This window comes from Pantoea sp. B65 (assembly GCF_047308185.1).
In the GTDB taxonomy this organism is placed as follows: domain Bacteria; phylum Pseudomonadota; class Gammaproteobacteria; order Enterobacterales; family Enterobacteriaceae; genus Erwinia.
In genome coordinates this window covers 88,043-109,737 of sequence record NZ_JAHXPU010000016.1, presented here as the reverse complement: position 1 = coordinate 109,737, position 21,695 = coordinate 88,043, and the positions used below count along the sequence as shown (strand labels likewise).

Here is a 21,695-nt window from a genome sequence, read left to right as displayed (position 1 = left end):
AATGCGCCGCGTACTATATGCGTGACACCGGCAAAGATGGCTGAGGCTTCGCCGTTAAAAGTACGACTCCATTAGTGGAGCTGTTTGAGGTCATCCGCTGTCAGGCCAGTCATTTTCTGCACGGCAGCAGAATCCAGCCCGTTCTCCAGCATTGTGCGGGCCACTTTGAGTATTCCCTTCTGCTCACCAAGCAGAATGCCTTCCTCACGACCTTTTGCCAGGCCTTTCTCCAACCCTTTCTGTTCCAGTTTTTCTGCGATTGTCATCAGTATCTCCTCCTGCTACGGTGAACGCTGTGCCAGCTCACGGATAAAGGATTCAGGGTCAGCCGTCTCCCCTGCCTGTAGCATATAGTTTATCAGCACTCGCAGTTGTTCATCTGTAGTGTAACCGCTACTCAGCAGCATGACTAGTTGCTCAAGTAGCTCGGACATGTCTCGAATACGGATATGTTTCTGTAACAGCTCAAGCACCGCCATACGTCGATGGGCCATGATTTCATCGTCGGGGATAACGGTCACATCCACCAGTGGGAAGTCACCACCATACACCTGTCCAGCTAGTTCCGGATCACTAAATCCCTGCAGCCAGCTCATCGGATGTGGATAGGGAGTTTCGTTCCCATGATAGAAAAGAATCGGAATCACCAGCGGCAGCTGTTTATGCCCGGCCTTAAGATGCTGCTGCATCGCCGCGATGGCATAACGCATTAGACGAAAGCTCATCTGTTTATCGGCAGAACTCTGATGCTCTATCAGACAATAAATATACCCTGCGCCGCCACCCGCTTGCAGTGAATACAAGATATCTGAGCAGAATGATTGCAGATCATCCTCGATAAAACTACCTGAGGTAATTTGCCGAGTATTAAGATCGCAACGCTGGAGCAGCGTTGGCGGCAAATGTATCTGCAAAAAGTCGCGCGCAGTTTCCGTATGGCTGAGAAGTTGTTTAAATACAGCATCATGTGGGGTTGGAGTGGTGCCCATGTTCCTTACCTGTCATCCAGTTTGACATGCAAGGACACTACCACAGGTCATCAGCGGTTAAAATATACTCACCCGCCTGACGGGAAGAAATTATTTCAGGCAAAAAACATCTCAGCTTTATACTCATTAGCAGAGCATCTAAATAGTACGGCCAGGTTTAATTCTTTTTATTTTTTCGACTCAATCCCACGCTTATCCAGTTCTCTGCGCTTTAATCTCTAAAGATTCATCGAGAGTTTGCTTTAATTTAACTGAATTACCAGCAATTGAAAATTCTGAAACCTTAGGAGAAAGTTTGTATAAAAAAACACAAAATACCCCAATCGCATTTGCCGCAACAAAACTTGCCCCATCAATAAACTTAGTCATCAATAGCAACAGTGACAATATCAGTACACAAACGTATACAATTAATGAAATTATGAACTTCCTGAAATTTTCTTTCTTATCATCCATTATATTTCTCTTCTTTTTATCAAAACCACCTGAGCCATTATGCTTTCTTCATGCGCCGTGAATGCCTGCCGTTTGAGTGTAATTTCCTCTTTTAGAATTTCTTCCGAAAAATCGTAATGCTCGGCCATAGGATCATTCTCTTTCCCTGAGTGGTGCATGCAGAGCATACTTATCTCTTTGGTGTCCGACCGCCATACTCCGCGAGAGCGCAGCTGAGCTATTATGTTGCTCTTGAGGAACTTTCGACACATCGTATTGAAAGCACCTGAACGTCCTTTCACTGTACCATCATGACGTATGGCCCTTCACTGCATTTTGAGGGCTATTATGTTTGATTAGCTTATCAAGTGAGCGTTTAGAAAACGCCTCACGCGGGTTCCTGGGTTGCAGGAAAACATATCCTTTATTGCAATTCGCTACCGAGTCCCGCCAGCGCTTCTGCTCTTCCAAAATCAGCCTCATTTCGTGAGTAACAGGAATTGAAAACTCTTTTTGCGTTTTCATGGCACCGCGAGTGCCAATCACTCCAGCAGGATAGGTTATAACAGATAAATCATCGGCGACGTATTCCCAGCGAAGATTAGAGACATTTATCGGGCGAACGCCAGTCAGGATCATGTACCGGATAGCATTTTTTTGATGGACCGATGACGCCCCAGCCATGTTTATCCATAGCCTGGCAATCGACTCTATATCAGAACTCAGCAGCTTTCTCTCTGGCAATCTGCAACGACAGTTCAGGCCATTCGCCAAGCTTATACCCTTTAAGTCCCATCTTTTTTGGGAACTCAGCATAAATGGTGACTTTACCAGCCTTACTGAAATCGATACGCAGATAATTACTTTTCTCGTACCTGGAACGGCGGAGTAGTCCAGACTCGGCAAGGATGACTTTAGCAGCCGCAACACAGATTCTCATGGTGAGCTTGTATACGGCGGCTTACACTCTTCCCATCGTGCTGAAGCCGCCATATGACCGGGATCATTGGGGGTACTTATCTTTTGTGTTATCGTTCGCGACATAGCAACGTCCTGTTATTTGCCGACTTGAATACTGTGCTCACACATGAGGGCTTTAGGATGAGCGTTTTACGTGTGTGTTGCTATTTTGTGTTGCGGCAATGGTTTTTCAACAGGGATCACACTGGGTGAAAACACACTTCAGTTTCTAAAGTGCGCTTTACGGACAGAGTGTAATCTCATGATTTATATAAATTTTAAGCGTAAATAACTGAAATGGCTTTACTAATTACCGGGAAGTGCATCAACTGCGATATGTGTGAGCCGGAGTGCCCAAACCAGGCCATCTCGATGGGTGATGAGATCTATCAGATTGATGTCGACTGCTGCACCGAATGCGTCGGCCACTACGACACGCCAACCTGTCAGCAGGTCTGTCCGATCGATAACACCATTATTACCGATCCCCTGCATACGGAAAGTAAAGAGGCGTTGTGGGAAAAGTTCGTGGTAATGCATCACGCGGCATCCTGATACCGCCCGCGGTGTTCATTACCGTTAGGGCGGCATAGCTGCCGCCCTAACGGTAATATCAGCTAATTCTCGATAATTACCGTGGCACAGGCGTAATTGCGCTCATCCGCCAGCGTGACATGCACATATTTCACCCCGAGTTTTTCTGCTACTTCCGCCGCATGCTGGAAGAAGCGCAGCCCCGGTTTACCCAGCTCATCGTTATAGACTTCAAACTGGTTAAAGGCTAAGCCGCCACGGATGCCGGTACCAAAGGCTTTAGCGGCGGCCTCTTTCACCGCAAAACGCTTCGCCAGAAAGCGCACCGGCTGCTGATGCGCCTGATATTGCGCCCATTCGTTAGTGCTGAGTACCCGCTGTGCCAGCCGATCGCCAGAACGGGAGATCACCCCCTCAATGCGCGCGATCTCGACAATATCCGTCCCCAGACCAAGAATAGCCATTAACGACGCGCTTCCCGCATCAGCTGCTTCATCTCTTTCACCGCATCAGCAAGGCCAGTCATTACCGCACGACCAATAATAGCGTGGCCGATATTCAGTTCATGCATCTCCGGCAACGCGGCAATCGGCAGCACATTGTGATAGGTCAGACCGTGTCCGGCATTCACTTTCAGGCCTTTAGCGGCGGCATAGGTGGCCGCAGTACGGATGCGCGCCAGCTCGGCATCACGTGCCGCGCCCTCTTCCGCATCCGCATAAGCACCGGTATGAATCTCAATATAAGGGGCGCCGGAGGCCGCCGCCGCATCAATCTGGCGCTCATCGGCATCAATAAACAGCGAAACCAGAATGCCAGCCGCATTCAGACGCGTTACCGCCGCGCTGACTTTAGCCAGCTGACCGGCCACATCCAGCCCGCCTTCGGTTGTCACTTCCTGACGTTTTTCCGGCACCAGGCAACAAAAATGCGGTTTCACTTCGCAGGCGATGCCTACCATTTCATCGGTCACCGCCATTTCAAGATTCATTCGCGTCTGGATCGTCTGCCGTAAAATACGCACGTCACGGTCGGTAATATGACGACGATCTTCACGCAGATGCACGGTGATACCGTCTGCGCCAGCCTGCTCAGAGACAAAAGCCGCCTGAACCGGATCGGGATAGTGGGTACCACGCGCATTACGCACGGTAGCTACGTGATCGATATTGACGCCTAACAACAACTCAGCCATGACAATCCTCAGATTTTTGCGAAAGACAGGGGGCAGTTTACAACGTTCAGCACAGCTGCCGGAACTACCTGCTGCTATTCTGCGACCGGAGGCGGTGCGTCTGCACGTTTTTTCGGCACAAACTGACGGAAAAGCTCCTGGCTTTTAAGCGGTTTGCCGCCGAGCCAGGGTTTTAGCGCCATACGGGTAAAGCGCTTTGCCGCGCGTAAGCTGTCTGCATCCGGAAACTCACGCTCGTACAGGGCGCGCAGTTGACGGCCGGTAAAGCTGCGGTTATTGATCACCAGACTGGCAATAAAGCCTCTCTCTTCGCGGTAGCTGTAGGTCATCTCATCGGCTACTTCTTCCCCGCTGCCTGCGCAGTGCAGAAAATCAACGCCGTAGCCCAGATGACCGAGCATCGCCAGCTCAAAGCGACGCAGTGCCGGTTCCGGCGAACCTCTGGCGGCGGCTAAGCTCTGGATACAGTGCAGATAGTCGAAGAACAGTTCCGGGAAGGCAGTTTCGTGTTGCAGCACGCGCGAGACCAGCTCATTGACGTACAGACCACAGTAGAGGGTAATACCGCTGAGCGGCAGTGACAGCGAAACAGCTTCAGCGCCGCGCAGGGTTTTGACTTCACCGCGTCCGCCCCAGCGGATCAACAACGGCGTAAAAGGCTGTAGCGCGCCTTTCAGGTTAGAGCGTTTTGCGCGGGCACCTTTCGCCAGTACCCGCACCCGTCCGTGGCTTTCGGTAAACAGATCTAACAGCAGACTGGTTTCGCTGTAAGGACGTCCATGCAGGACAAACGCGCGTTGCCAGCCTTCCATTAATTAGTCGTCAACGTAGCCCAGACTGCGCAGCGCACGTTCGTCATCCGCCCAGCCGGACTTCACTTTAACCCACAGTTCAAGGTGTACTTTCGCCTCAAACATATCTTCCATATCTTTACGCGCTTCAATACCGATGGTTTTGATTTTGGCGCCTTTGTTACCAATCACCATCTTCTTCTGGCCATCACGTTCTACCAGAATCAGGCCATTAATATCGTAGCCACCACGCTCGTTAGTAATAAAGCGCTCAATTTCCACCGTCACCGAATAGGGCAGCTCGGCACCGAGAAAACGCATCAGTTTCTCACGGATAATTTCCGAGGCCATAAAACGCTGTGAGCGGTCGGTAATGTAGTCTTCCGGGAAGTGGTGATCCGCCACCGGCAGACGCTTGCGCACGATGCTGGCAATGGTATCGACATTTTTGCCGCTTTCCGCCGAGATCGGCACCAGATCCATAAACTCCATCTGCTGGCTGAGGAACTGCATATGCGGCAGCAGAATGCTTTTATCGGTGACGTTATCAACTTTATTGATCGCTAACAGCACCGGCACCCGGTTGTCTTTCAGCTTGTTCAGCACCATTTCATCGTCGGCGGTCCAGCGCGTCCCTTCAACCACAAAGATCACCAGCTCAACATCACCGATGGAGCTACTGGCAGCGCGGTTCATTAACCGGTTAATGGCGCGTTTTTCTTCCATGTGCAAGCCCGGGGTATCCACGTAAATGGCCTGATACACACCTTCAGTGTGGATCCCCATAATACGGTGACGGGTCGTCTGTGGTTTACGCGAGGTAATGGAAATCTTCTGCCCCAGTAACTGGTTTAGCAGCGTAGATTTACCAACGTTCGGGCGGCCTACAATAGCAATAAAGCCGCAATGGGTCTGTTGTTCGCTCATTCGAGTCCTAACTTAATCAGCGCCTGTTCGGCCGCTGCCTGTTCAGCTTTGCGACGGCTTGATCCGGCGCCCACCACCGGTTCTGCCATACCGCTCACCTGACAGTGAATAGTAAATTCCTGGTCATGCGCTTCGCCACGCACCTGCACCACCAGATAGGAGGGCAGCGGCAAATGGCGACCCTGCAGATACTCCTGCAGACGCGTTTTTGGATCTTTCTGTTTGTCGCCCGGGCTAATCTGATCGAGGCGTGACTGATACCAGTTAAGGATCAATTGTTCGACGGTCTGAATATTACTATCCAGGAATACGCCGCCAATCAGAGCTTCGACAGTATCGGCCAGAATTGACTCACGGCGGTAACCGCCGCTTTTTAGTTCACCCGGGCCCAGACGTAAACACTCACCGAGATCGAACTCGCGCGCCATCTCCGCCAGCGTGTTTCCACGCACCAGCGTGGCGCGCATGCGGCTCATATCACCTTCATCTACCCGCGGGAAACGCTGATAAAGGGCATTTGCAATGACATAACTAAGAATAGAGTCGCCAAGGAATTCAAGTCGTTCATTATGTTTGCTGCTGGCACTACGATGGGTTAATGCCTGCTGCAATAATTCCTGATGAGTAAAAGTGTAGCCCAGCTTTTGCTGCAGCCTGTTAATTACGATGGGGTTCATGCGTTACCAATTTCAAGAATGCGTCAATTATTCTGCACACGGAACAGGGCTGACTTAAAAACCAACACTAAACAGTTTCGTTTGCAGTGGCTTCCCGCAGGAAGCCAACCTTTGGATATCTTTTTTGCCCGCATTACTGCGGGCGACAATCAATGAATACCGCCAATACGGCTCAGGCGAACGCCAGTCGGCCACTCACCTTCTTGCTTCTCAAAGCTCATCCAGATAGTGGTCGCTTTACCAACCAGATTTCTTTCCGGCACAAAACCCCAATAACGGCTATCGGCGCTGTTATCGCGGTTGTCACCCATCATAAAGTACTGGCCCTGCGGCACCACCCATGTTGACTGCGGCTGGCCTGGCTGACGATAGTACATACCCGGCTGGCTCTGTGCTTCCGTTACCAGCAAAATGCGATGAGTGACATCACCCAGCGTTTCCTTACGCGTTGCCAGGCGCAGACCGCCCTTCATCGATTCGCCCTGCGGCACTTCGAAGAAACCGTTGCCGGATTCATTACCGGAAAAACCGCTAAAGGTCTGAATAAAGTCGCTTGGCTGCACATCGGAATAGGTCACCGGCAGCGCGCTGCTGCATGACTGCCCCTGATCACAAGCCGGATTAATGGTGACAGTTTTATTGTCCGGATCATAGCTCACCCGGTCGCCCGGCAAACCTACCACGCGTTTAATATAATCCAGACTTGGATCTTTCGGATATTTAAACACGGCAATATCGCCACGTTTTGGTTGTCCGGTCGGGATCAGTGTCGTCTGGGTAATCGGATCCTTAATACCATAGGCGAATTTCTCCACCAGGATAAAGTCACCGATCAGCAAAGTTGGCATCATTGAGCCGGAAGGGATCTGGAATGGCTCGTAGACAAACGAACGCACGACAAATACCACCGCCAGCACCGGGAATACCGATGCTGCGGTTTCGACCCAACCAGGCTGTTTAGCCACTTTAGCCAGCGTCTTTTCATCGACGGCATTACCGGTTTGGGCGCGAACGGCCGCCAGTTTCGCCCGGCGCGCAGGCGCCAGCCGGAACTTATCGAGACACCAGATAATGCCGGTAATCAATGTTGCTATCGCCAGAATCAGGGCGAAGGTATTAGCCATTAAACGATTTCCTTATTTGCTGTCTTTGCCAACATGAAGAATGGCAAGGAACGCTTCCTGCGGCAGCTCAACGTTACCGACCTGTTTCATACGTTTCTTACCATCTTTCTGTTTCTGCAACAGTTTTTTCTTACGGCTGACGTCACCGCCATAACACTTGGCCAGAACGTTTTTACGCAGCTGTTTGACGGTAGAACGGGCAATAATATGGTTGCCAATTGCTGCCTGAATCGCGATATCGAACTGCTGGCGTGGGATCAGTTCTTTCATCTTTTCCACCAGTTCGCGGCCACGATACTGCGAGTTATCACGGTGCGTGATCAGCGCCAGCGCATCAACCCGCTCGGCGTTAATCAGCACGTCAACACGTACCATGTCAGAGGTTTGAAAACGTTTAAAATTATAATCAAGTGACGCATAACCACGTGAAGTGGATTTCAGACGGTCAAAGAAGTCGAGAACCACTTCCGCCATCGGAATTTCATACGTCAGTGCGACCTGGTTACCGTGGTAAACCATATTGGTCTGCATGCCACGCTTCTCAATACATAGCGTGATCACGTTACCAAGGAACTCCTGCGGCAACAGCATATGACACTCAGCAATCGGCTCACGCAGTTCCGCGATATTATTCAGCGCCGGCAGCTTGGACGGGCTGTCGACATACACCGTCTCACCGGCGGTGGTTTCCACTTCATACACTACGGTTGGCGCAGTGGTAATCAGTTCAAGATCGTATTCACGCTCCAGACGCTCCTGAATGATCTCCATATGCAGCAAGCCAAGGAAGCCGCAGCGGAAGCCAAAGCCCAGCGCGGTAGAGCTTTCCGGCTCGTAGAACAAGGAGGCATCGTTCAGGCTCAGTTTACCCAGCGCATCGCGGAAGGCTTCATAATCATCAGAGCTGATAGGGAACAGACCGGCATAAACCTGCGGCTTCACTTTTTTGAAGCCTGGCAGCGCTTTATCCGCCGGATTGCGCGCTAAAGTCAGGGTATCGCCCACTGGCGCGCCGAGGATGTCTTTAATCGCACACACCAGCCAGCCAACTTCGCCGCAGTTAAGCACATCGCGATCGACGCGCTTCGGGGTAAAAATCCCCAGCCGATCGGCGTTATACACCTGACCGGTACTGATGACTTTAATTTTGTCGCCTTTGCGCATGGTGCCGTTTTTAATACGCACCAGCGAAACCACGCCAAGATAGTTATCGAACCAGGAGTCGATAATCAGCGCCTGCAGCGGCGCCTGCGGATCACCTTCCGGCGCCGGAATATCACGCACCAGACGTTCCAGCACGTCAGGCACGCCAACACCGGTCTTCGCCGAGCAACGCACCGCGTCGGTGGCATCAATACCGACAATATCTTCGATTTCCTGAGCCACGCGATCGGGATCGGCCGCTGGCAGGTCAATCTTGTTCAGCACCGGCACCACTTCCAGATCCATTTCCATTGCGGTATAGCAGTTCGCCAGGGTTTGCGCTTCCACGCCCTGCCCTGCGTCAACCACCAACAACGCACCTTCGCAGGCGGCGAGCGAACGTGAAACTTCATAAGAGAAGTCAACGTGGCCCGGAGTGTCGATAAAATTGAGCTGGTAAGTTTCACCGTTCAGCGCTTTATAATCGAGCGTTACGCTCTGCGCCTTAATTGTAATGCCACGCTCACGTTCCAAATCCATTGAATCCAGAACCTGCGCAGCCATTTCGCGTTCGCTTAAGCCGCCGCAAATCTGAATCAGACGGTCAGAGAGCGTTGATTTGCCGTGGTCAATGTGTGCGATGATGGAGAAATTTCGTATGTGCTTCATTATAGAGATTTTTCTGCCTTACAAATGCTGAAACTCCCGCGACAGCTAATCTGCGCAGAGCGTAATTTCACAGGCGGACTTTTGTCCGAAAGGCTGCATTCTACACTACATATCAGAGTCGTGGAATCATCGACAGCGAGCGATAAAGAGAAGAAAAAGCGCGTGGGGGGAATTTCAGCAGGATTAAGCAGATAATTACAGCGATAAAATAATGGCGGGCCAGCGCCAGTGCGGCCTGGCCAGCTAAATTTCACTTTCGACGCGCAGCACTTCAGCAGGTAAAGAGATACTTAAAATAATCGGCTGGAAGGCTTCACGATCGCCAAAACGCGTAGAAATGCCTTTCGCGACAATAAAACCGCCGATTCCCCCTACCAGGGCTCCCGCCGCCGCGGCTAAATCACTGTGAAACAGCGACTGGAACAGACCAGAAAACAGAAACAGGCCGACTAATGGCGTCATATACACCAACAGCGCCGAACCCAGCAGGCTGCTCTCTTTGATACCCAGCTCAATACGCTGGCCCGCCTGCAATGGCTGTTTGCTGGCGATCTGCATCACGTGGGCATCTTTCGGGCCCAGTTTATTCAGCATATGGCTGCCGCAGCCCTTACGTGCCGAGCAGCTATTGCAGGAGGTTTTGATTTCGGAATGCAGGGTTGCCACTCCGTCTTGCCACGAAACCACCGTGGCCCACTCTCTCATCATTTGCTTGTTCCAAGATCAACACTGTCAGCAATGCGTTTGCTGGTCGACGGTGGAATTTCACCGACCACCGTAATCTCTGCATTATCGCGCACTACAGTCTGCACCGTACGGCGTCCTGTGCGCAATAGCTGCGCAGCGCTGCTTTTATCCGCCGGACTAATATTGATCGACAAACTAAACAGGCCATCCGAGTAAAGTCGTGATTCAACCGGCTTATTCAGCGAAGGGATATTGCGGCGGCTCTGCGACACCTGTTTCATTCCCTCCGGCAGCCAGCCCGGTTGCCAGTTAAAGCTGACCTTTTCCGCCGTGGGCACCGAAAGCGAAGGCGGCAGATTGGCTTTGCTCAGACCCTGCATCATGGTGCGCACGCCATCATCAACGGCGAAACTCACCACCCGGTACTGCTCCAGCGTCTCACCATCACGATCGAGCAAATCGACGCGCAGCGGCAATTTCGTGTCGCTGTCGAGCCAGACGATATAGCTGTAGCGCGTACCATCGCGCGCCACAATGCGAATCACTTCGCACAGCTGGTCAGCGATACGCGTACGGCCAACGGAGATAAAGTCATAGCTGGTGGTCAACTGTTTGAAGTCAGCATTCACTACCGAGGGCAGAGAGTCGACTATATAGCCGCCATTGAGCGTAAAGGGTTCGAGACCCGGCTCAAAATAGCTGATGTCATTACCACGCTGAATAATTTCACGCCGCGGGCCATCCATCTGCAACAACTGTGCGAACACTTTATTGTCGACGATAGCATGACGATAACGTAACGATTCAATCCCCAGCCTGGAGACATTGATATAGGCGAGTTCATAGTTGAGGGACTGACTGGCCTGTTCCATCTGTTGTAACAGCGCCCCGGAGGTGGTTTCCGCCGGGGCGACAGATGAATACATCAGGCTGCCAGCCATAAGGCTAACGGCATACCAGAATTGCTTCATTACTGCTGCTGCGTTCCTAAAGACTGAGTTCCTGGAACCTGAGCGGCCGCTTGTTGAGGCCCGCTCTGTTCAAACTGAAGCTGTTCCGAATGCAAACGGCGCTGCAATTCGTAATCCTGCAACAATGCATTGACGCGACGGCGTTGCTCCTGCACCTGCTGTGGCGCATTGGTGGCGTTGGCACTGTCCGCTGGCACGCCTAAACTCACCGGAGAAGCTTTACCCATCATCGGTAAGGTGTTGAATACCGGTGAATCAGATTGCTGGCCGCCATCTTGCTGAGGCTGATTGTACTGCTGGACACCGACAATGACTGCCAGTGATACGCAGGCCGCCACACCAATTTGGGTGATCTGCGTGGCCCATGGACGCACTTTGTGCCAGAAAGGCATTTTTTCCCAACGTTCTGGCTTTGGCTGCACTTCCGGAATAAGCGTAGTCACCTTGCGGACAGGTTCGTTTTCGATAGCCGCAGCAACACGTGCCGCAATATCAAAATGCACAAACTCGCCGACATCACCACGCATTGTGTCGCGGATCAGATGATAGCTTTCCCAGCTTTGCTGCAGTGTGGCGTCTTTAGACAATGCGGATAAAACTTCGTTATCCAAAGCCTCACCATCCATTAAAGCGGAAAGTTTTTCTTTCTGCATGCCTTAGTACCCTTCCTGTGTCCGTTATCGCTAACGTTGGATAAGCGGTTGAACTTTATTATCGATAGCTTCGCGTGCACGGAAGATACGTGAACGCACAGTACCGACCGGGCAATCCATAATGGCTGCTATCTCTTCATAGCTTAGGCCATCTAACTCACGCAGGGTAATCGCCATGCGCAGGTCTTCAGGGAGTGACTCAATGGTACGAAACACTATCTGTTTCAATTCTTCAGACAACATTAAGTTCTCAGGGTTCGAAATTTCTTTCAGTGCGCCTGCACTTTCGAAGTTTTCCGCATCAATCGCATCCACATCGCTGGATGGCGGACGGCGCCCCTGAGCAACCAGGTAATTCTTTGCGGTATTCACCGCAATACGGTACAGCCAGGTATAAAACGCGCTATCGCCACGGAATGACTCCAGTGCGCGGTAGGCTTTAATAAACGATTCTTGTACCACATCAGGCACGTCACCTGACGGAACGTAGCGCGAAACCAGGCTTGCCACTTTATGCTGGTAGCGAATCACCAGTAAATTGAATGACTTCTGATCTCCATTCTGCACTCGTTCAACGAGAACCTGATCCGTTAACTGCTCGCTCATCCGAGGTAATGTCTCCCCAAATCTGTCTCCACGCGTAATCGAATAACCAGCAATGACTCAACTTTCTGAGCAAGCACTCGCTTAGAGGAGCCATTTGATGATTAGTTCAGTTACGCCATTATTTTTGTCGCAGCATCGGGCTGTTTTTACACTTCACATGGTTATTTTGCATTCTGATAAAGTGTATGCCACCACCTTACTTTCATATCTGCTGCCGATATGAATCCCGACGGACGCCCGCAGAGTAACGCATGGAGCCGCGCTTTTCATCTCTAAAAGCCGTTTATTCGCGAAAGTTCGCAATATTAAACATAACGCCGCAAAAACCAACGTTAAGCCAATGATTTCCTGCGCGGGTGCCAACAGAATTATTACAACCCTGTGAGGCTGACACGGAAAAAAGGCTTTTTTCTCGCTGAATTTGAGTGCTATGCTCAGCAAACAACCTGTTTAGTAAATTAAACATCATGACCCATTCGACCGATTACAGCTGTGACGTGTTGATTATAGGCAGTGGCGCTGCAGGGCTCTCCCTGGCGTTGCGACTGGCCGAAAAGCATCAGGTCACCGTGCTAAGCAAAGGGCCGGTAAGCGAAGGCTCAACATTCTATGCGCAGGGCGGCATCGCCGCCGTGTTTGATGAAACCGACAGCATTGAATCGCATATCGAAGATACGCTGATTGCCGGGGACGGCCTCTGCGACCGCGCAGCGGTGTCGTTTATCGCCAGTAATGCCCGCCACTGCGTGCAGTGGCTGATCGACAACGGCGTGCTGTTTGACAAAGAGACCCGCGCCAATGGCGAACAGCACTATCACCTGACACGCGAAGGCGGTCACAGCCATCGCCGCATTTTGCACAGTGCCGATGCCACCGGCAAAGCGGTTGAAACCACGCTGGTCAGCCAGGCGCTGAGTCACCCGAATATCAGGATTATCGAACGCAGTAACGCTGTCGATCTGATTGTCTCGGATAAAATTGGCCTGCCGGGTCCGCGTCGCGTTGTCGGTGCTTATATCTGGAACCGTAAGCGCGAAAAAGTGGAAACCTGCAGCGCCCGCTCCATTGTGCTGGCCACCGGCGGCGCGGCAAAAGTCTATCAGTACACCACTAATCCTGATGTCGCTTCCGGCGACGGTATTGCCATGGCATGGCGCGCGGGCTGTCGGGTCGCCAACCTCGAATTTAACCAGTTCCATCCTACCTGCTTATTCCACCCGCAGGCGCGTAACTTTCTGCTGACGGAAGCACTGCGTGGCGAGGGAGCCTGGCTGATACGGCCTGACGGCACGCGCTTTATGCCGGATTTTGACCCGCGTGGCGAACTGGCGCCGCGCGATATCGTCGCCCGCGCCATTGACCATGAGATGAAACGCCTCGGCGCCGACTGTATGTATCTGGATATCAGCCACCAGCCTGCCGAGTTTGTGCGCGCCCACTTCCCGATGATCTGCGAAAAACTGCTGACGTTTGGGTTTGACCTGACGAAAGAGCCGATTCCCATCGTACCTGCCGCTCACTATACCTGCGGCGGCGTGGTGGTCGATCAGCATGGCCGCACCGATCTGGACGGTCTGTATGCGATTGGTGAAGTGAGTTATACCGGCCTGCACGGCGCGAATCGAATGGCATCCAACTCGCTGCTGGAGTGCCTGGTATACGGCTGGTCAGCCGCTGAGGATATCAACCAGCATCTGCCGCAGCGCGAAAAAGTGGCGCAACTGCCGGCATGGGATGAAAGCCGGGTCGATGACTCGGATGAACGGGTAGTGATTCAGCATAACTGGCACGAACTGCGGCTGTTTATGTGGGACTACGTGGGTATTGTACGCACCACGAAACGACTGGAGCGCGCCCTGCGCCGTATTACCACCCTGCAGCAGGAAATCGACGAGTACTATGCTAATTTCCGCATTTCCAACAATCTGCTGGAGCTGCGCAACCTGGTGCAGGTAGCGGAACTGATTGTGCGCTGCGCCATGGCGCGGAAAGAGAGTCGCGGCCTGCACTTTACCCTCGACTACCCTGAACAGCTGCCGCAGGCGTTGCCGACCATCCTGCAACCCGGCGCTATCTGAATAAATAAAAATCGCGGGTCAGACTGCAATGCGCTTCAGAATAGTGCTGGTCTGGTCCGCGGATCACCATACTGTCAATAAACTGCTCGCCCGCTTGCGGCGACAATGCCAGCATCACCCGATTCGGCGGACGGGTTTCATTATCTGCCACATCCGTGCGATAACGTAAGAACCAGCCACGGGCAACCGCCATCTCGACAAACCGATTGCCGGCATCCGCTGGCAGCACCACACAGAAGAAGCCCTCTTCATTGATTAATAACTCGGCGCAACTTAATAACGTCTGGTGGTCGAGAGTATCGGTATAGCGCGCCGCCGCCCGCTGTGGTGAAGCGCAGGCGGAGCCGGCGGCAAAGTAAGGCGGATTACTGACAATCAGCGAATAGCGCGCCTGACACTGCTCCGCCCACTGGCGAATATCCTGCTGATGAATGGTCAGGCGGGAAGCCCAGGGCGAGGCGGCACAATTCTCCTGCGCCTGCGCTGCCGCTTCAGCATCCAGCTCGACGCCGTCCACCTGCACGCTGGCGTCGGTGCGCTGCGCCAGCATCAGCGCAATCAAACCACTGCCGCAGCCAATATCCAGCACCCGGGTGACACGGGCTACCGGCGCCCAGGCGCCAAGCAATACCCCGTCGGTGCCCACCTTCATCGCACAGCGATCGTGGGCAACAAAAAACTGTTTAAACGTAAAGCCATTGGCGCGCAAAGTCGCCTTTTGTTGAGACATAACACTGACCTGAAAGGGAAACGGCGCTAGCATAGGACAATATAAGACTTGAGAAAAGTCATCAACTGAACACAAACAGATGAAGATCGCGTTCAATCTGTCTATAATCAGCGCCCCAAACTGAGGTAGACCATGACTGTAACCACTTTTTCCGAACTCGAACTTGATGAAAGCCTGCTGGATGCCCTGCAGGAAAAAGGCTTCACTCGCCCAACCGCGATCCAGGCAGCAGCAATTCCGCCCGCGCTGGAGGGCCGTGATGTATTGGGTTCGGCGCCAACCGGTACAGGAAAAACGGCTGCCTTCTTGCTTCCGGCATTGCAGCATCTGATCGATTTCCCGCGTAAAAAATCAGGCCCGCCGCGTATTCTGGTGCTGACCCCCACGCGCGAACTGGCGATGCAGGTGGCTGAACAGGCACGTGAACTGGCGAAACATACCCATCTTGATATCGCCACCATCACCGGCGGCGTGGCTTTTATGAACCACGCAGAAGTGTTCAGCGAAAACCAGGATGTGGTGGTCGCCACCACCGGACGCCTGCTGCAATACATTAAAGAAGAAAATTTTGATTGCCGCGCGGTAGAAACGCTGATCCTTGATGAAGCCGACCGGATGCTGGATATGGGCTTCGCGCAGGATATCGAAACTATCGCTGCAGAAACCCGCTGGCGCAAGCAGACGATGCTGTTCTCTGCCACGCTGGAAAGCGAAGCGGTGACCGAATTCGCCCGCCGCATTCTGAATGAGCCGGTGGAAGTCGAAGCCGATCCGGCGCGCCGTGAGCGCAAAAAGATCCTGCAGTGGTACTATCGCGCCGACGATATCAAACATAAGACCGCGTTGCTGATCCACCTGCTGAAGCAGCCGGAAGTCACCCGCTCGATCGTGTTTGTGCGTAAACGTGAGCGTGTACATGAGCTGGCAGGCTGGTTGCGTGAAGCCGGTATCAACAGCAGCTTCCTCGAAGGTGAGATGGTGCAGGCGAAGCGTAACGAAGCATTTAAACGCCTGAGCGAAGGCCGGGTGAATGTGCTGGTTGCCACCGACGTTGCGGCGCGCGGGATTGATATCGATAATATCAGTCACGTATTTAACTTTGATATGCCGCGTACCGCCGATACCTATCTGCACCGCATTGGCCGTACCGGTCGTGCCGGTAAGAAAGGTACTGCCCTGTCGCTGGTTGAAGCGCACGATCACCTGCTGCTGGGTAAAATCGCCCGTTATATCGATGAACCGCTGAAATCCCGCACCATTGATGAGCTACGCCCGAAAACGCGTGTGCCAAGCGAGAAGCTGAAAGGCAAGCCATCGAAAAAAGTCTTAGAGAAGCGTAAAGAGAAAAAAGAGAGCGAAGAGACAAAACCGCGGGTTAAGAAGCGTCATCGCGACGCCAAAAATGTCGGTAAGCGCCGCAAACCAAGCGCCGCAGCGAAAACCGAAAGCGCTGAATAATTATCCCGGCATACAGAAAAACCGCCTTTCAGGCGGTTTTTTATTATCGATCGCTGCCCAATCTGCCGGTGCAGCGATGTGAAATGCCAGCAAACCGTTTAATAATGCAATCTGCCGGTAAAACTGCGCTAGCTTAACTGGTCATCATTTTGATTTTATAATGGAAATCAGAAAAATTGATCTGGTGACAGTTTCAGCAGCCAATAAAAAAGGAGCCATCAGGCTCCTTTTTGATCAAGGCGTCTTTTACAGGCTTTCAGTAAAAGTACGCGCAATCACATCACGCTGTTGTTCAGGCGTCAGCGAGTTGAAACGTACCGCATAGCCAGACACACGAATGGTCAGCTGCGGATAGTTTTCCGGATGCTTAACCGCGTCCTGCAGAGTTTCGCGGCGCAGCACGTTCACGTTCAGATGCTGACCACCTTCGATACGCACTTCTGGTTTCACTTCCAGCGGCACTTCACGATATTCGATCTGGCCCAGATCGCTCAGATTAACCAGCTGATCTTCACTGTAACCCGCTTTGGCACAGACGCAACGCGCTTGTGCCTGTTCTTCATCCAGTAACCAGAAAGAGTTCAGCAGTGCGCTGTCGTTGGCTTTGGTGATTTGAATTCCGGTAATCATGTAATGCCTCCCAGGCTTGTCAGCGCAGATCCAGTGATCGACGCGGGTGTTGCTAAAATGGCTTTGCTTAGGATTATATACCAACCTTGTTGGCGGTAAGTTTTGATATATATCAATTATTCACGATGCCCAAATCAGCCACTTGTGACAAAGTTATGATTTATATCAATATTCACGCTAAAACTATTTGCGGTTATTTTTGTAAATTTCAATTTTTTTTTAATGTTTTGCCCGTCGTCGATAAACGTTAAACTACGCCATCAAACGGGACAGGCCCCCAAGGGAGAATGTAATGGTCAACGCATTAACCTGGCACGACGTGCTGGCAGAGGAAAAACAGAAGCCTTACTTTATCGACACGCTCAGCGCCGTCGCCAGTGAGCGTGCCGCCGGCAAGACCATCTATCCACCGCAGAAAGACGTGTTCAATGCCTTTCGGCTGACGGAGCTGGGGGCGATTAAGGTGGTGATCCTCGGCCAGGATCCTTATCACGGCCCGAATCAGGCGCACGGGCTGGCCTTTTCGGTATTGCCTGGCGTCCCGGTGCCCCCTTCGCTGGCCAATATGTATAAAGAGCTGGCCAGCGATATTCCCGGTTTTACACGACCAAACCATGGCTTTCTGGAGAGCTGGGCCAGGCAGGGAGTGATGTTGCTGAATACGGTGCTGACCGTCGAAGGCGGCAAAGCCCATTCCCATGCGCGTTTTGGCTGGGAAACCTTTACCGATAACGTGATTGCGGCGATTAACCAGCATCGTGAAGGGGTGGTGTTTTTACTCTGGGGCTCACATGCGCAGAAAAAAGGCAGCATTATCGATCGCCAGCGCCATTACGTGTTACAGGCCCCTCACCCGTCGCCCCTCTCCGCCCATCGCGGCTTTCTCGGTTGCGGCCATTTTTCCAAAACCAACGCTTATCTGCGTGAGCGTGGTGAAACGCCCATCGACTGGACGCCAGCCTTACCGGCATAAAAAAAGCACCGGTTAAGGTGCTTTTTAATCTGATGGCCGATAATATCGGCCACGTCAGGCGATCAGGATTTGGCTTTTGACACTGCCACCATCGCCGGACGCAACAGACGACCGTTCAGGGTGTAGCCGCGCTGCATAACCATCAGTACGTGGTTCGGCGGCACATCCTCAGATTCCATCATTGACATGGCCTGATGAACGTCCGGGTTAAACGGCACGTTAGTCTCCCCCACCACTTCAACGCCATATTTACGCACCGCATCCAGCAACGATTTCAGCGTCAGCTCGATACCTTCGATCATCGCGGTCAGTTCAGGATTGGCTTTATCCGCCAGTTCCAGCGCACGCTCCAGGCTATCGATCACTGGCAGCAATTCGTTAGCAAATTTTTCCAGCGCAAATTTATGCGCTTTCTCAATATCCAGTTCGGCGCGGCGACGAATGTTCTCAATTTCAGCCTGCGCGCGTAGCTGTGCTTCGCGCACGCCGCTCTGAGACTGAGCCAGTTCGGCTTCCAGCTGAGCAATTCGCTCATCACGCGGGTCCACCTCGTTTGCTGTCTCCGCGTCCTGGTTTTGCACTAGCTCCATCTCATTCTCATCTGAGACTTGCTCGTTTGGTGTGTTCTGTTCTTTACTACTCATGAATTTCTCCGCGTTTTTGCACATTCATCTCGCTGGTTCGCTTATTATGGGGATCAGAAGCGAGGTTTCAAGGGAAGCCAGTCACATTGTCGGGGCAGATTATCCCCTCAGAGGAATACCAGCATAATGAACAATCATTTCAACTGCATTGGAATTGTCGGCCATCCGCGCCATCCAACGGCTCTGACCACGCATGAAATGCTCTATCGCTGGCTGACGTCAAAAGGCTACGAAGTCATTATTGAACAGCAAATCGCCCGGGAACTGGGGTTACAGGATGTGGAAACCGGTACGCTGGCCGATATCGGTCAACGTGCCGATCTGGCCGTAGTGGTCGGCGGCGACGGCAATATGCTCGGCGCGGCGCGCGTGCTGGCGCGCTACGATATCAAAGTTATCGGCATTAACCGCGGTAACTTAGGTTTCCTTACCGATCTCGATCCGGATAATGCCCAGCAACAACTTGCCGATGTGCTGGAAGGCAAATACCTGGTTGAAAGCCGCTTTTTGCTGGAAGCCCAGGTGTGCAAAAAAGAGTGTTCGCCGCGTATTGGCACCGCCATTAATGAAATCGTGCTGCATCCGGGAAAAGTGGCGCATATGATTGAGTTTGAAGTTTATATTGATGAAAACTTCGCTTTCTCACAACGCTCAGATGGTCTGATTATTTCCAGCCCGACCGGTTCGACCGCCTATTCGCTTTCCGCCGGCGGACCTATTTTAACCCCTTCGCTCGACGCCATCGCGCTGGTGCCGATGTTTCCGCACACCCTGTCGGCGCGCCCGTTGGTAATTAATAGCAGTAGCACCATTCGTCTGCGTTTTTCCAATATGCGTAACGACCTTGAGATTAGCTGTGACAGCCAGATAGCTTTACCGATTCAGGAAGGTGAAGATGTGCTGATCCGTCGCAGTGACTACCATCTCAACCTGATTCATCCACAGAACTACAACTATTTCAATACATTAAGCTCTAAACTGGGCTGGTCAAAAAAATTGTTCTGAAAATCGTCATCCGCTACTTTACTGTATATAAAACCAGTTTATACTGTATGAAAAACCATGTCTGTGTTTTCATACAGGAAAATAATTATGCTGGCACAACTGACCATCAGTAACTTTGCTATCGTTCGCGAGCTGGAAATTGATTTTCAGCGTGGCATGACGGCAATTACCGGCGAGACCGGTGCGGGTAAATCGATTGCTATCGACGCGCTCGGACTCTGTCTCGGCGGTCGTGCCGAAGCAGATATGGTTCGCCAGGGCGCGGCGCGGGCTGATATCTGCGCGCGCTTCGCGCTGAAAAACACCCCATCCGCCCGCGGCTGGCTGGAAGAGAACCATCTGGATGATGGCAGCGAATGCCTGCTGCGCCGGGTGATCAGCAGCGACGGCCGCTCGCGTGGCTTTATCAATGGCACGGCGGTTCCCCTCTCTCAGCTGCGTGATTTAGGCCAGTTGCTGATTCAAATCCATGGCCAGCACGCGCATCAACTGCTGCTCAAACCCGAACACCAGAAAAACCTGCTGGATGCCTACGCCAATGAAAGTCTGCTGAGCCAGGAGATGGCGGCGCGCTATCGTCTCTGGCACCAGAGCTGCCGTGAACTGGCAAGCCACCAGCAACTGGCGCAGGAACGTGAAGCGCGGCGTGAACTGCTGCAATATCAGTTGAAAGAGCTGAATGAGTTCGCACCGCAGCCCAACGAATTTGAAACTATCGATGAAGAGTACAAACGGCTGGCGAATAGCGGGCAGCTGTTATCTACCAGCCAGCAGGCCTTACACCTGCTGGCCGACGGTGATGACAGTAATCTGCAGAGCCTGCTATACAGCGCGCGCCAGATGATGGGCGAACTGGTTTCCATGGATGACAAACTAAGCGGCGTATTGAGCATGCTGGAAGAAGCCGCCATTCAAATCAGCGAAGCCAGCGATGAGCTGCGTCATTACTGCGACCGCCTCGATCTCGATCCAAATCGTCTTTATGAACTGGAACAGCGCCTGTCGCGCCAGATTAACCTGGCACGTAAGCACCATGTGCCGCCGGAAGAACTGCCGGTATTCCATCAGCAACTGCTGGATGAGCAGGAGCAGCTGTCGCTGCTGGAGAGCGATCAGGAAGCGCTGAGCAGTGCGGTTATGGAACATCATCAGGCGGCACTGGCTACTGCGCAGCAGCTGCATCAGCGTCGTGCGCACTATGCCAGCGAACTGAGCCAGTTGATCAGCGCCAGCATGCAACAACTGTCGATGCCACACGGTAAACTGACGATTGATATCCAGTTCAACCCGGAACAACTCACCGCTGACGGCGCCGACCGCATTGATTTTCGCGTCAGTACTAACCCGGGGCAGCCATTACAGGCACTGGCGAAAGTGGCTTCTGGTGGCGAACTTTCACGTATTGCCCTGGCGATTCAGGTAATTACCGCACAGAAAATGGATACTCCGGCGTTGATTTTCGACGAAGTGGACGTTGGTATCAGCGGGCCAACCGCAGCAGTCGTAGGTAAAATGCTGCGTCAGTTGGGTGAATCGACCCAGGTAATGTGTGTCACCCACTTGCCACAGGTTGCCGGTTGCGGCCACTATCACTTCTTTGTCAGTAAAGAAACCGATGGCGCAGAGACAGAAACCCATATGCAGCCGCTGGACAAACGTGCACGCCTGCAAGAACTGGCGCGGTTACTGGGCGGAAGCGAGGTAACACGCAACACCCTGGCGAACGCAAAAGAGCTTTTAGCCGCCTGACCCAGCACTTTTTTACATTCCTGTGGTCATAAGCATGCTCTGTAAAGGTTTCAAACTGCGGTAAGGT

21 protein-coding genes and 2 pseudogenes are annotated in these 21,695 nt (G+C 52.5%); 6 read left to right on the top strand and 17 right to left on the bottom strand.

Translation table 11 applies throughout. The features are described 5' to 3' along the window. Positions 1-71 precede the first annotated feature (71 nt). The 3 genes and pseudogenes from JWF83_RS05920 to JWF83_RS05910 form a co-directional block, all read right to left on the bottom strand. A pseudogene (locus tag JWF83_RS05920) lies at positions 72-989 on the bottom strand (Rpn family recombination-promoting nuclease/putative transposase). Positions 990-1,181: 192 nt separating this feature from the next. Further along, a complete protein-coding gene (locus JWF83_RS05915) occupies positions 1,182-1,445 on the bottom strand; it encodes a hypothetical protein (RefSeq protein WP_413649276.1) in 264 nt (87 codons plus the stop codon). Then, positions 1,445-2,468, bottom strand: a pseudogene (locus JWF83_RS05910) (recombinase). The gene JWF83_RS05915 and the pseudogene JWF83_RS05910 overlap by 1 nt, the downstream one beginning before the upstream one ends. Before the next feature lie 213 nt (positions 2,469-2,681). Here JWF83_RS05910 and JWF83_RS05905 point away from each other — a divergent pair. After that, the gene (locus tag JWF83_RS05905) at positions 2,682-2,939 is read left to right on the top strand and encodes a YfhL family 4Fe-4S dicluster ferredoxin (RefSeq protein ID WP_413649275.1); all 258 of its coding nucleotides are present in this window, start codon (positions 2,682-2,684) and stop codon (positions 2,937-2,939) included. Between the two features lie 62 nt (positions 2,940-3,001). Here the strand turns inward: JWF83_RS05905 and acpS are convergent, their stop codons facing one another. The 11 genes from acpS to rpoE form a co-directional block, all read right to left on the bottom strand. Next, on the bottom strand, positions 3,002-3,382 hold the full coding sequence (acpS, locus tag JWF83_RS05900) for a holo-ACP synthase (RefSeq protein WP_413649274.1): 381 nt from the start codon (positions 3,380-3,382) through the stop codon (positions 3,002-3,004). Further along, a complete protein-coding gene (gene pdxJ, locus JWF83_RS05895) occupies positions 3,382-4,113 on the bottom strand; it encodes a pyridoxine 5'-phosphate synthase (RefSeq protein WP_413649273.1) in 732 nt (243 codons plus the stop codon). Before pdxJ ends, acpS begins: the two co-directional genes overlap by 1 nt. A gap of 74 nt (positions 4,114-4,187) precedes the next feature. Beyond that, the gene (gene recO, locus JWF83_RS05890; protein WP_413649272.1) at positions 4,188-4,925 is read right to left on the bottom strand and encodes a DNA repair protein RecO; all 738 of its coding nucleotides are present in this window, start codon (positions 4,923-4,925) and stop codon (positions 4,188-4,190) included. Positions 4,926-4,928: 3 nt separating this feature from the next. Continuing rightward, the gene (era, locus tag JWF83_RS05885) at positions 4,929-5,831 is read right to left on the bottom strand and encodes a GTPase Era (RefSeq protein ID WP_413649271.1); all 903 of its coding nucleotides are present in this window, start codon (positions 5,829-5,831) and stop codon (positions 4,929-4,931) included. Next, positions 5,828-6,508, bottom strand: a complete 681-nt coding sequence (gene rnc, locus JWF83_RS05880) for a ribonuclease III (RefSeq protein ID WP_413649270.1) — start codon at positions 6,506-6,508, stop codon at positions 5,828-5,830. Before rnc ends, era begins: the two co-directional genes overlap by 4 nt. Before the next feature lie 149 nt (positions 6,509-6,657). Beyond that, a complete protein-coding gene (lepB, locus tag JWF83_RS05875; protein ID WP_413649269.1) occupies positions 6,658-7,632 on the bottom strand; it encodes a signal peptidase I in 975 nt (324 codons plus the stop codon). A 12-nt stretch (positions 7,633-7,644) separates the two neighbouring features. Then, positions 7,645-9,444, bottom strand: coding sequence for a translation elongation factor 4 (gene lepA / locus JWF83_RS05870; RefSeq protein ID WP_413649268.1), 1,800 nt, complete (start codon positions 9,442-9,444; stop codon positions 7,645-7,647). Between the two features lie 243 nt (positions 9,445-9,687). Next, on the bottom strand, positions 9,688-10,152 hold the full coding sequence (gene rseC, locus JWF83_RS05865) for a SoxR-reducing system protein RseC (RefSeq protein ID WP_413649267.1): 465 nt from the start codon (positions 10,150-10,152) through the stop codon (positions 9,688-9,690). After that, on the bottom strand, positions 10,149-11,102 hold the full coding sequence (gene rseB / locus JWF83_RS05860) for a sigma-E factor regulatory protein RseB (protein ID WP_413649266.1): 954 nt from the start codon (positions 11,100-11,102) through the stop codon (positions 10,149-10,151). Before rseB ends, rseC begins: the two co-directional genes overlap by 4 nt. Further along, positions 11,102-11,755: an anti-sigma-E factor RseA gene (rseA, locus tag JWF83_RS05855; RefSeq protein WP_413649265.1), complete on the bottom strand. Its 654-nt coding sequence runs from the start codon at positions 11,753-11,755 to the stop codon at positions 11,102-11,104. Before rseA ends, rseB begins: the two co-directional genes overlap by 1 nt. Positions 11,756-11,785: 30 nt before the next feature. Beyond that, positions 11,786-12,361 carry an RNA polymerase sigma factor RpoE gene (gene rpoE, locus JWF83_RS05850; protein WP_413649264.1) on the bottom strand — a complete coding sequence of 192 codons (576 nt, stop codon included), beginning with the start codon at positions 12,359-12,361 and terminating at the stop codon, positions 11,786-11,788. A 467-nt stretch (positions 12,362-12,828) separates the two neighbouring features. Here rpoE and nadB point away from each other — a divergent pair, with 467 nt between their 5' ends. Continuing rightward, entirely contained in the window at positions 12,829-14,439 is a 1,611-nt protein-coding gene (gene nadB / locus JWF83_RS05845; protein ID WP_413649263.1) for an L-aspartate oxidase, read from the top strand. On the opposite strand, the gene trmN is transcribed toward nadB, so the two are convergent. Then, the gene (gene trmN / locus JWF83_RS05840) at positions 14,432-15,169 is read right to left on the bottom strand and encodes a tRNA(1)(Val) (adenine(37)-N(6))-methyltransferase TrmN (RefSeq protein ID WP_413649262.1); all 738 of its coding nucleotides are present in this window, start codon (positions 15,167-15,169) and stop codon (positions 14,432-14,434) included. The two genes, nadB and trmN, sit on opposite strands and share 8 nt — an antisense overlap. A 132-nt stretch (positions 15,170-15,301) precedes the next feature. On the opposite strand from trmN, the gene srmB reads away from it, so the two are divergent. Then, positions 15,302-16,627: an ATP-dependent RNA helicase SrmB gene (gene srmB / locus JWF83_RS05835; protein ID WP_413649261.1), complete on the top strand. Its 1,326-nt coding sequence runs from the start codon at positions 15,302-15,304 to the stop codon at positions 16,625-16,627. A gap of 246 nt (positions 16,628-16,873) precedes the next feature. On the opposite strand, the gene grcA is transcribed toward srmB, so the two are convergent. Then, the gene (grcA, locus tag JWF83_RS05830) at positions 16,874-17,257 is read right to left on the bottom strand and encodes an autonomous glycyl radical cofactor GrcA (RefSeq protein WP_413649260.1); all 384 of its coding nucleotides are present in this window, start codon (positions 17,255-17,257) and stop codon (positions 16,874-16,876) included. Positions 17,258-17,549: 292 nt separating this feature from the next. On the opposite strand from grcA, the gene ung reads away from it, so the two are divergent. Further along, positions 17,550-18,230 carry a uracil-DNA glycosylase gene (gene ung / locus JWF83_RS05825; protein WP_413649259.1) on the top strand — a complete coding sequence of 227 codons (681 nt, stop codon included), beginning with the start codon at positions 17,550-17,552 and terminating at the stop codon, positions 18,228-18,230. Between the two features lie 62 nt (positions 18,231-18,292). Here the strand turns inward: ung and grpE are convergent, their stop codons facing one another. Next, positions 18,293-18,898 carry a nucleotide exchange factor GrpE gene (gene grpE, locus JWF83_RS05820; protein WP_413649258.1) on the bottom strand — a complete coding sequence of 202 codons (606 nt, stop codon included), beginning with the start codon at positions 18,896-18,898 and terminating at the stop codon, positions 18,293-18,295. A 102-nt stretch (positions 18,899-19,000) separates the two neighbouring features. On the opposite strand from grpE, the gene nadK reads away from it, so the two are divergent. Further along, entirely contained in the window at positions 19,001-19,879 is an 879-nt protein-coding gene (nadK, locus tag JWF83_RS05815; RefSeq protein WP_413649257.1) for an NAD(+) kinase, read from the top strand. A gap of 87 nt (positions 19,880-19,966) precedes the next feature. Continuing rightward, complete coding sequence (gene recN, locus JWF83_RS05810) at positions 19,967-21,628, top strand: DNA repair protein RecN (protein ID WP_413649256.1); 1,662 nt, start codon at positions 19,967-19,969, stop codon at positions 21,626-21,628. The last annotated feature ends 67 nt before the right edge of the window (positions 21,629-21,695 follow it).

Coding starts and splice junctions, on each gene's coding strand:
- recO (WP_413649272.1), bottom strand. CDS start 4,925: ATGGAAGGCTGGCAACGCGCGTTTGTCCTGCATGGACGTCCTTACAGC.
- rpoE (WP_413649264.1), bottom strand. CDS start 12,361: ATGAGCGAGCAGTTAACGGATCAGGTTCTCGTTGAACGAGTGCAGAAT.
- lepA (WP_413649268.1), bottom strand. CDS start 9,444: ATGAAGCACATACGAAATTTCTCCATCATCGCACACATTGACCACGGC.
- recN (WP_413649256.1), top strand. CDS start 19,967: ATGCTGGCACAACTGACCATCAGTAACTTTGCTATCGTTCGCGAGCTG.
- ung (WP_413649259.1), top strand. CDS start 17,550: ATGGTCAACGCATTAACCTGGCACGACGTGCTGGCAGAGGAAAAACAG.
- grpE (WP_413649258.1), bottom strand. CDS start 18,898: ATGTGCAAAAACGCGGAGAAATTCATGAGTAGTAAAGAACAGAACACA.
- acpS (WP_413649274.1), bottom strand. CDS start 3,382: ATGGCTATTCTTGGTCTGGGGACGGATATTGTCGAGATCGCGCGCATT.
- trmN (WP_413649262.1), bottom strand. CDS start 15,169: ATGTCTCAACAAAAGGCGACTTTGCGCGCCAATGGCTTTACGTTTAAA.
- lepB (WP_413649269.1), bottom strand. CDS start 7,632: ATGGCTAATACCTTCGCCCTGATTCTGGCGATAGCAACATTGATTACC.
- JWF83_RS05905 (WP_413649275.1), top strand. CDS start 2,682: ATGGCTTTACTAATTACCGGGAAGTGCATCAACTGCGATATGTGTGAG.
- srmB (WP_413649261.1), top strand. CDS start 15,302: ATGACTGTAACCACTTTTTCCGAACTCGAACTTGATGAAAGCCTGCTG.
- pdxJ (WP_413649273.1), bottom strand. CDS start 4,113: ATGGCTGAGTTGTTGTTAGGCGTCAATATCGATCACGTAGCTACCGTG.
- rnc (WP_413649270.1), bottom strand. CDS start 6,508: ATGAACCCCATCGTAATTAACAGGCTGCAGCAAAAGCTGGGCTACACT.
- grcA (WP_413649260.1), bottom strand. CDS start 17,257: ATGATTACCGGAATTCAAATCACCAAAGCCAACGACAGCGCACTGCTG.
- nadB (WP_413649263.1), top strand. CDS start 12,829: ATGACCCATTCGACCGATTACAGCTGTGACGTGTTGATTATAGGCAGT.
- JWF83_RS05915 (WP_413649276.1), bottom strand. CDS start 1,445: ATGGATGATAAGAAAGAAAATTTCAGGAAGTTCATAATTTCATTAATT.
- rseA (WP_413649265.1), bottom strand. CDS start 11,755: ATGCAGAAAGAAAAACTTTCCGCTTTAATGGATGGTGAGGCTTTGGAT.
- era (WP_413649271.1), bottom strand. CDS start 5,831: ATGAGCGAACAACAGACCCATTGCGGCTTTATTGCTATTGTAGGCCGC.
- rseC (WP_413649267.1), bottom strand. CDS start 10,152: ATGATGAGAGAGTGGGCCACGGTGGTTTCGTGGCAAGACGGAGTGGCA.
- nadK (WP_413649257.1), top strand. CDS start 19,001: ATGAACAATCATTTCAACTGCATTGGAATTGTCGGCCATCCGCGCCAT.
- rseB (WP_413649266.1), bottom strand. CDS start 11,102: ATGAAGCAATTCTGGTATGCCGTTAGCCTTATGGCTGGCAGCCTGATG.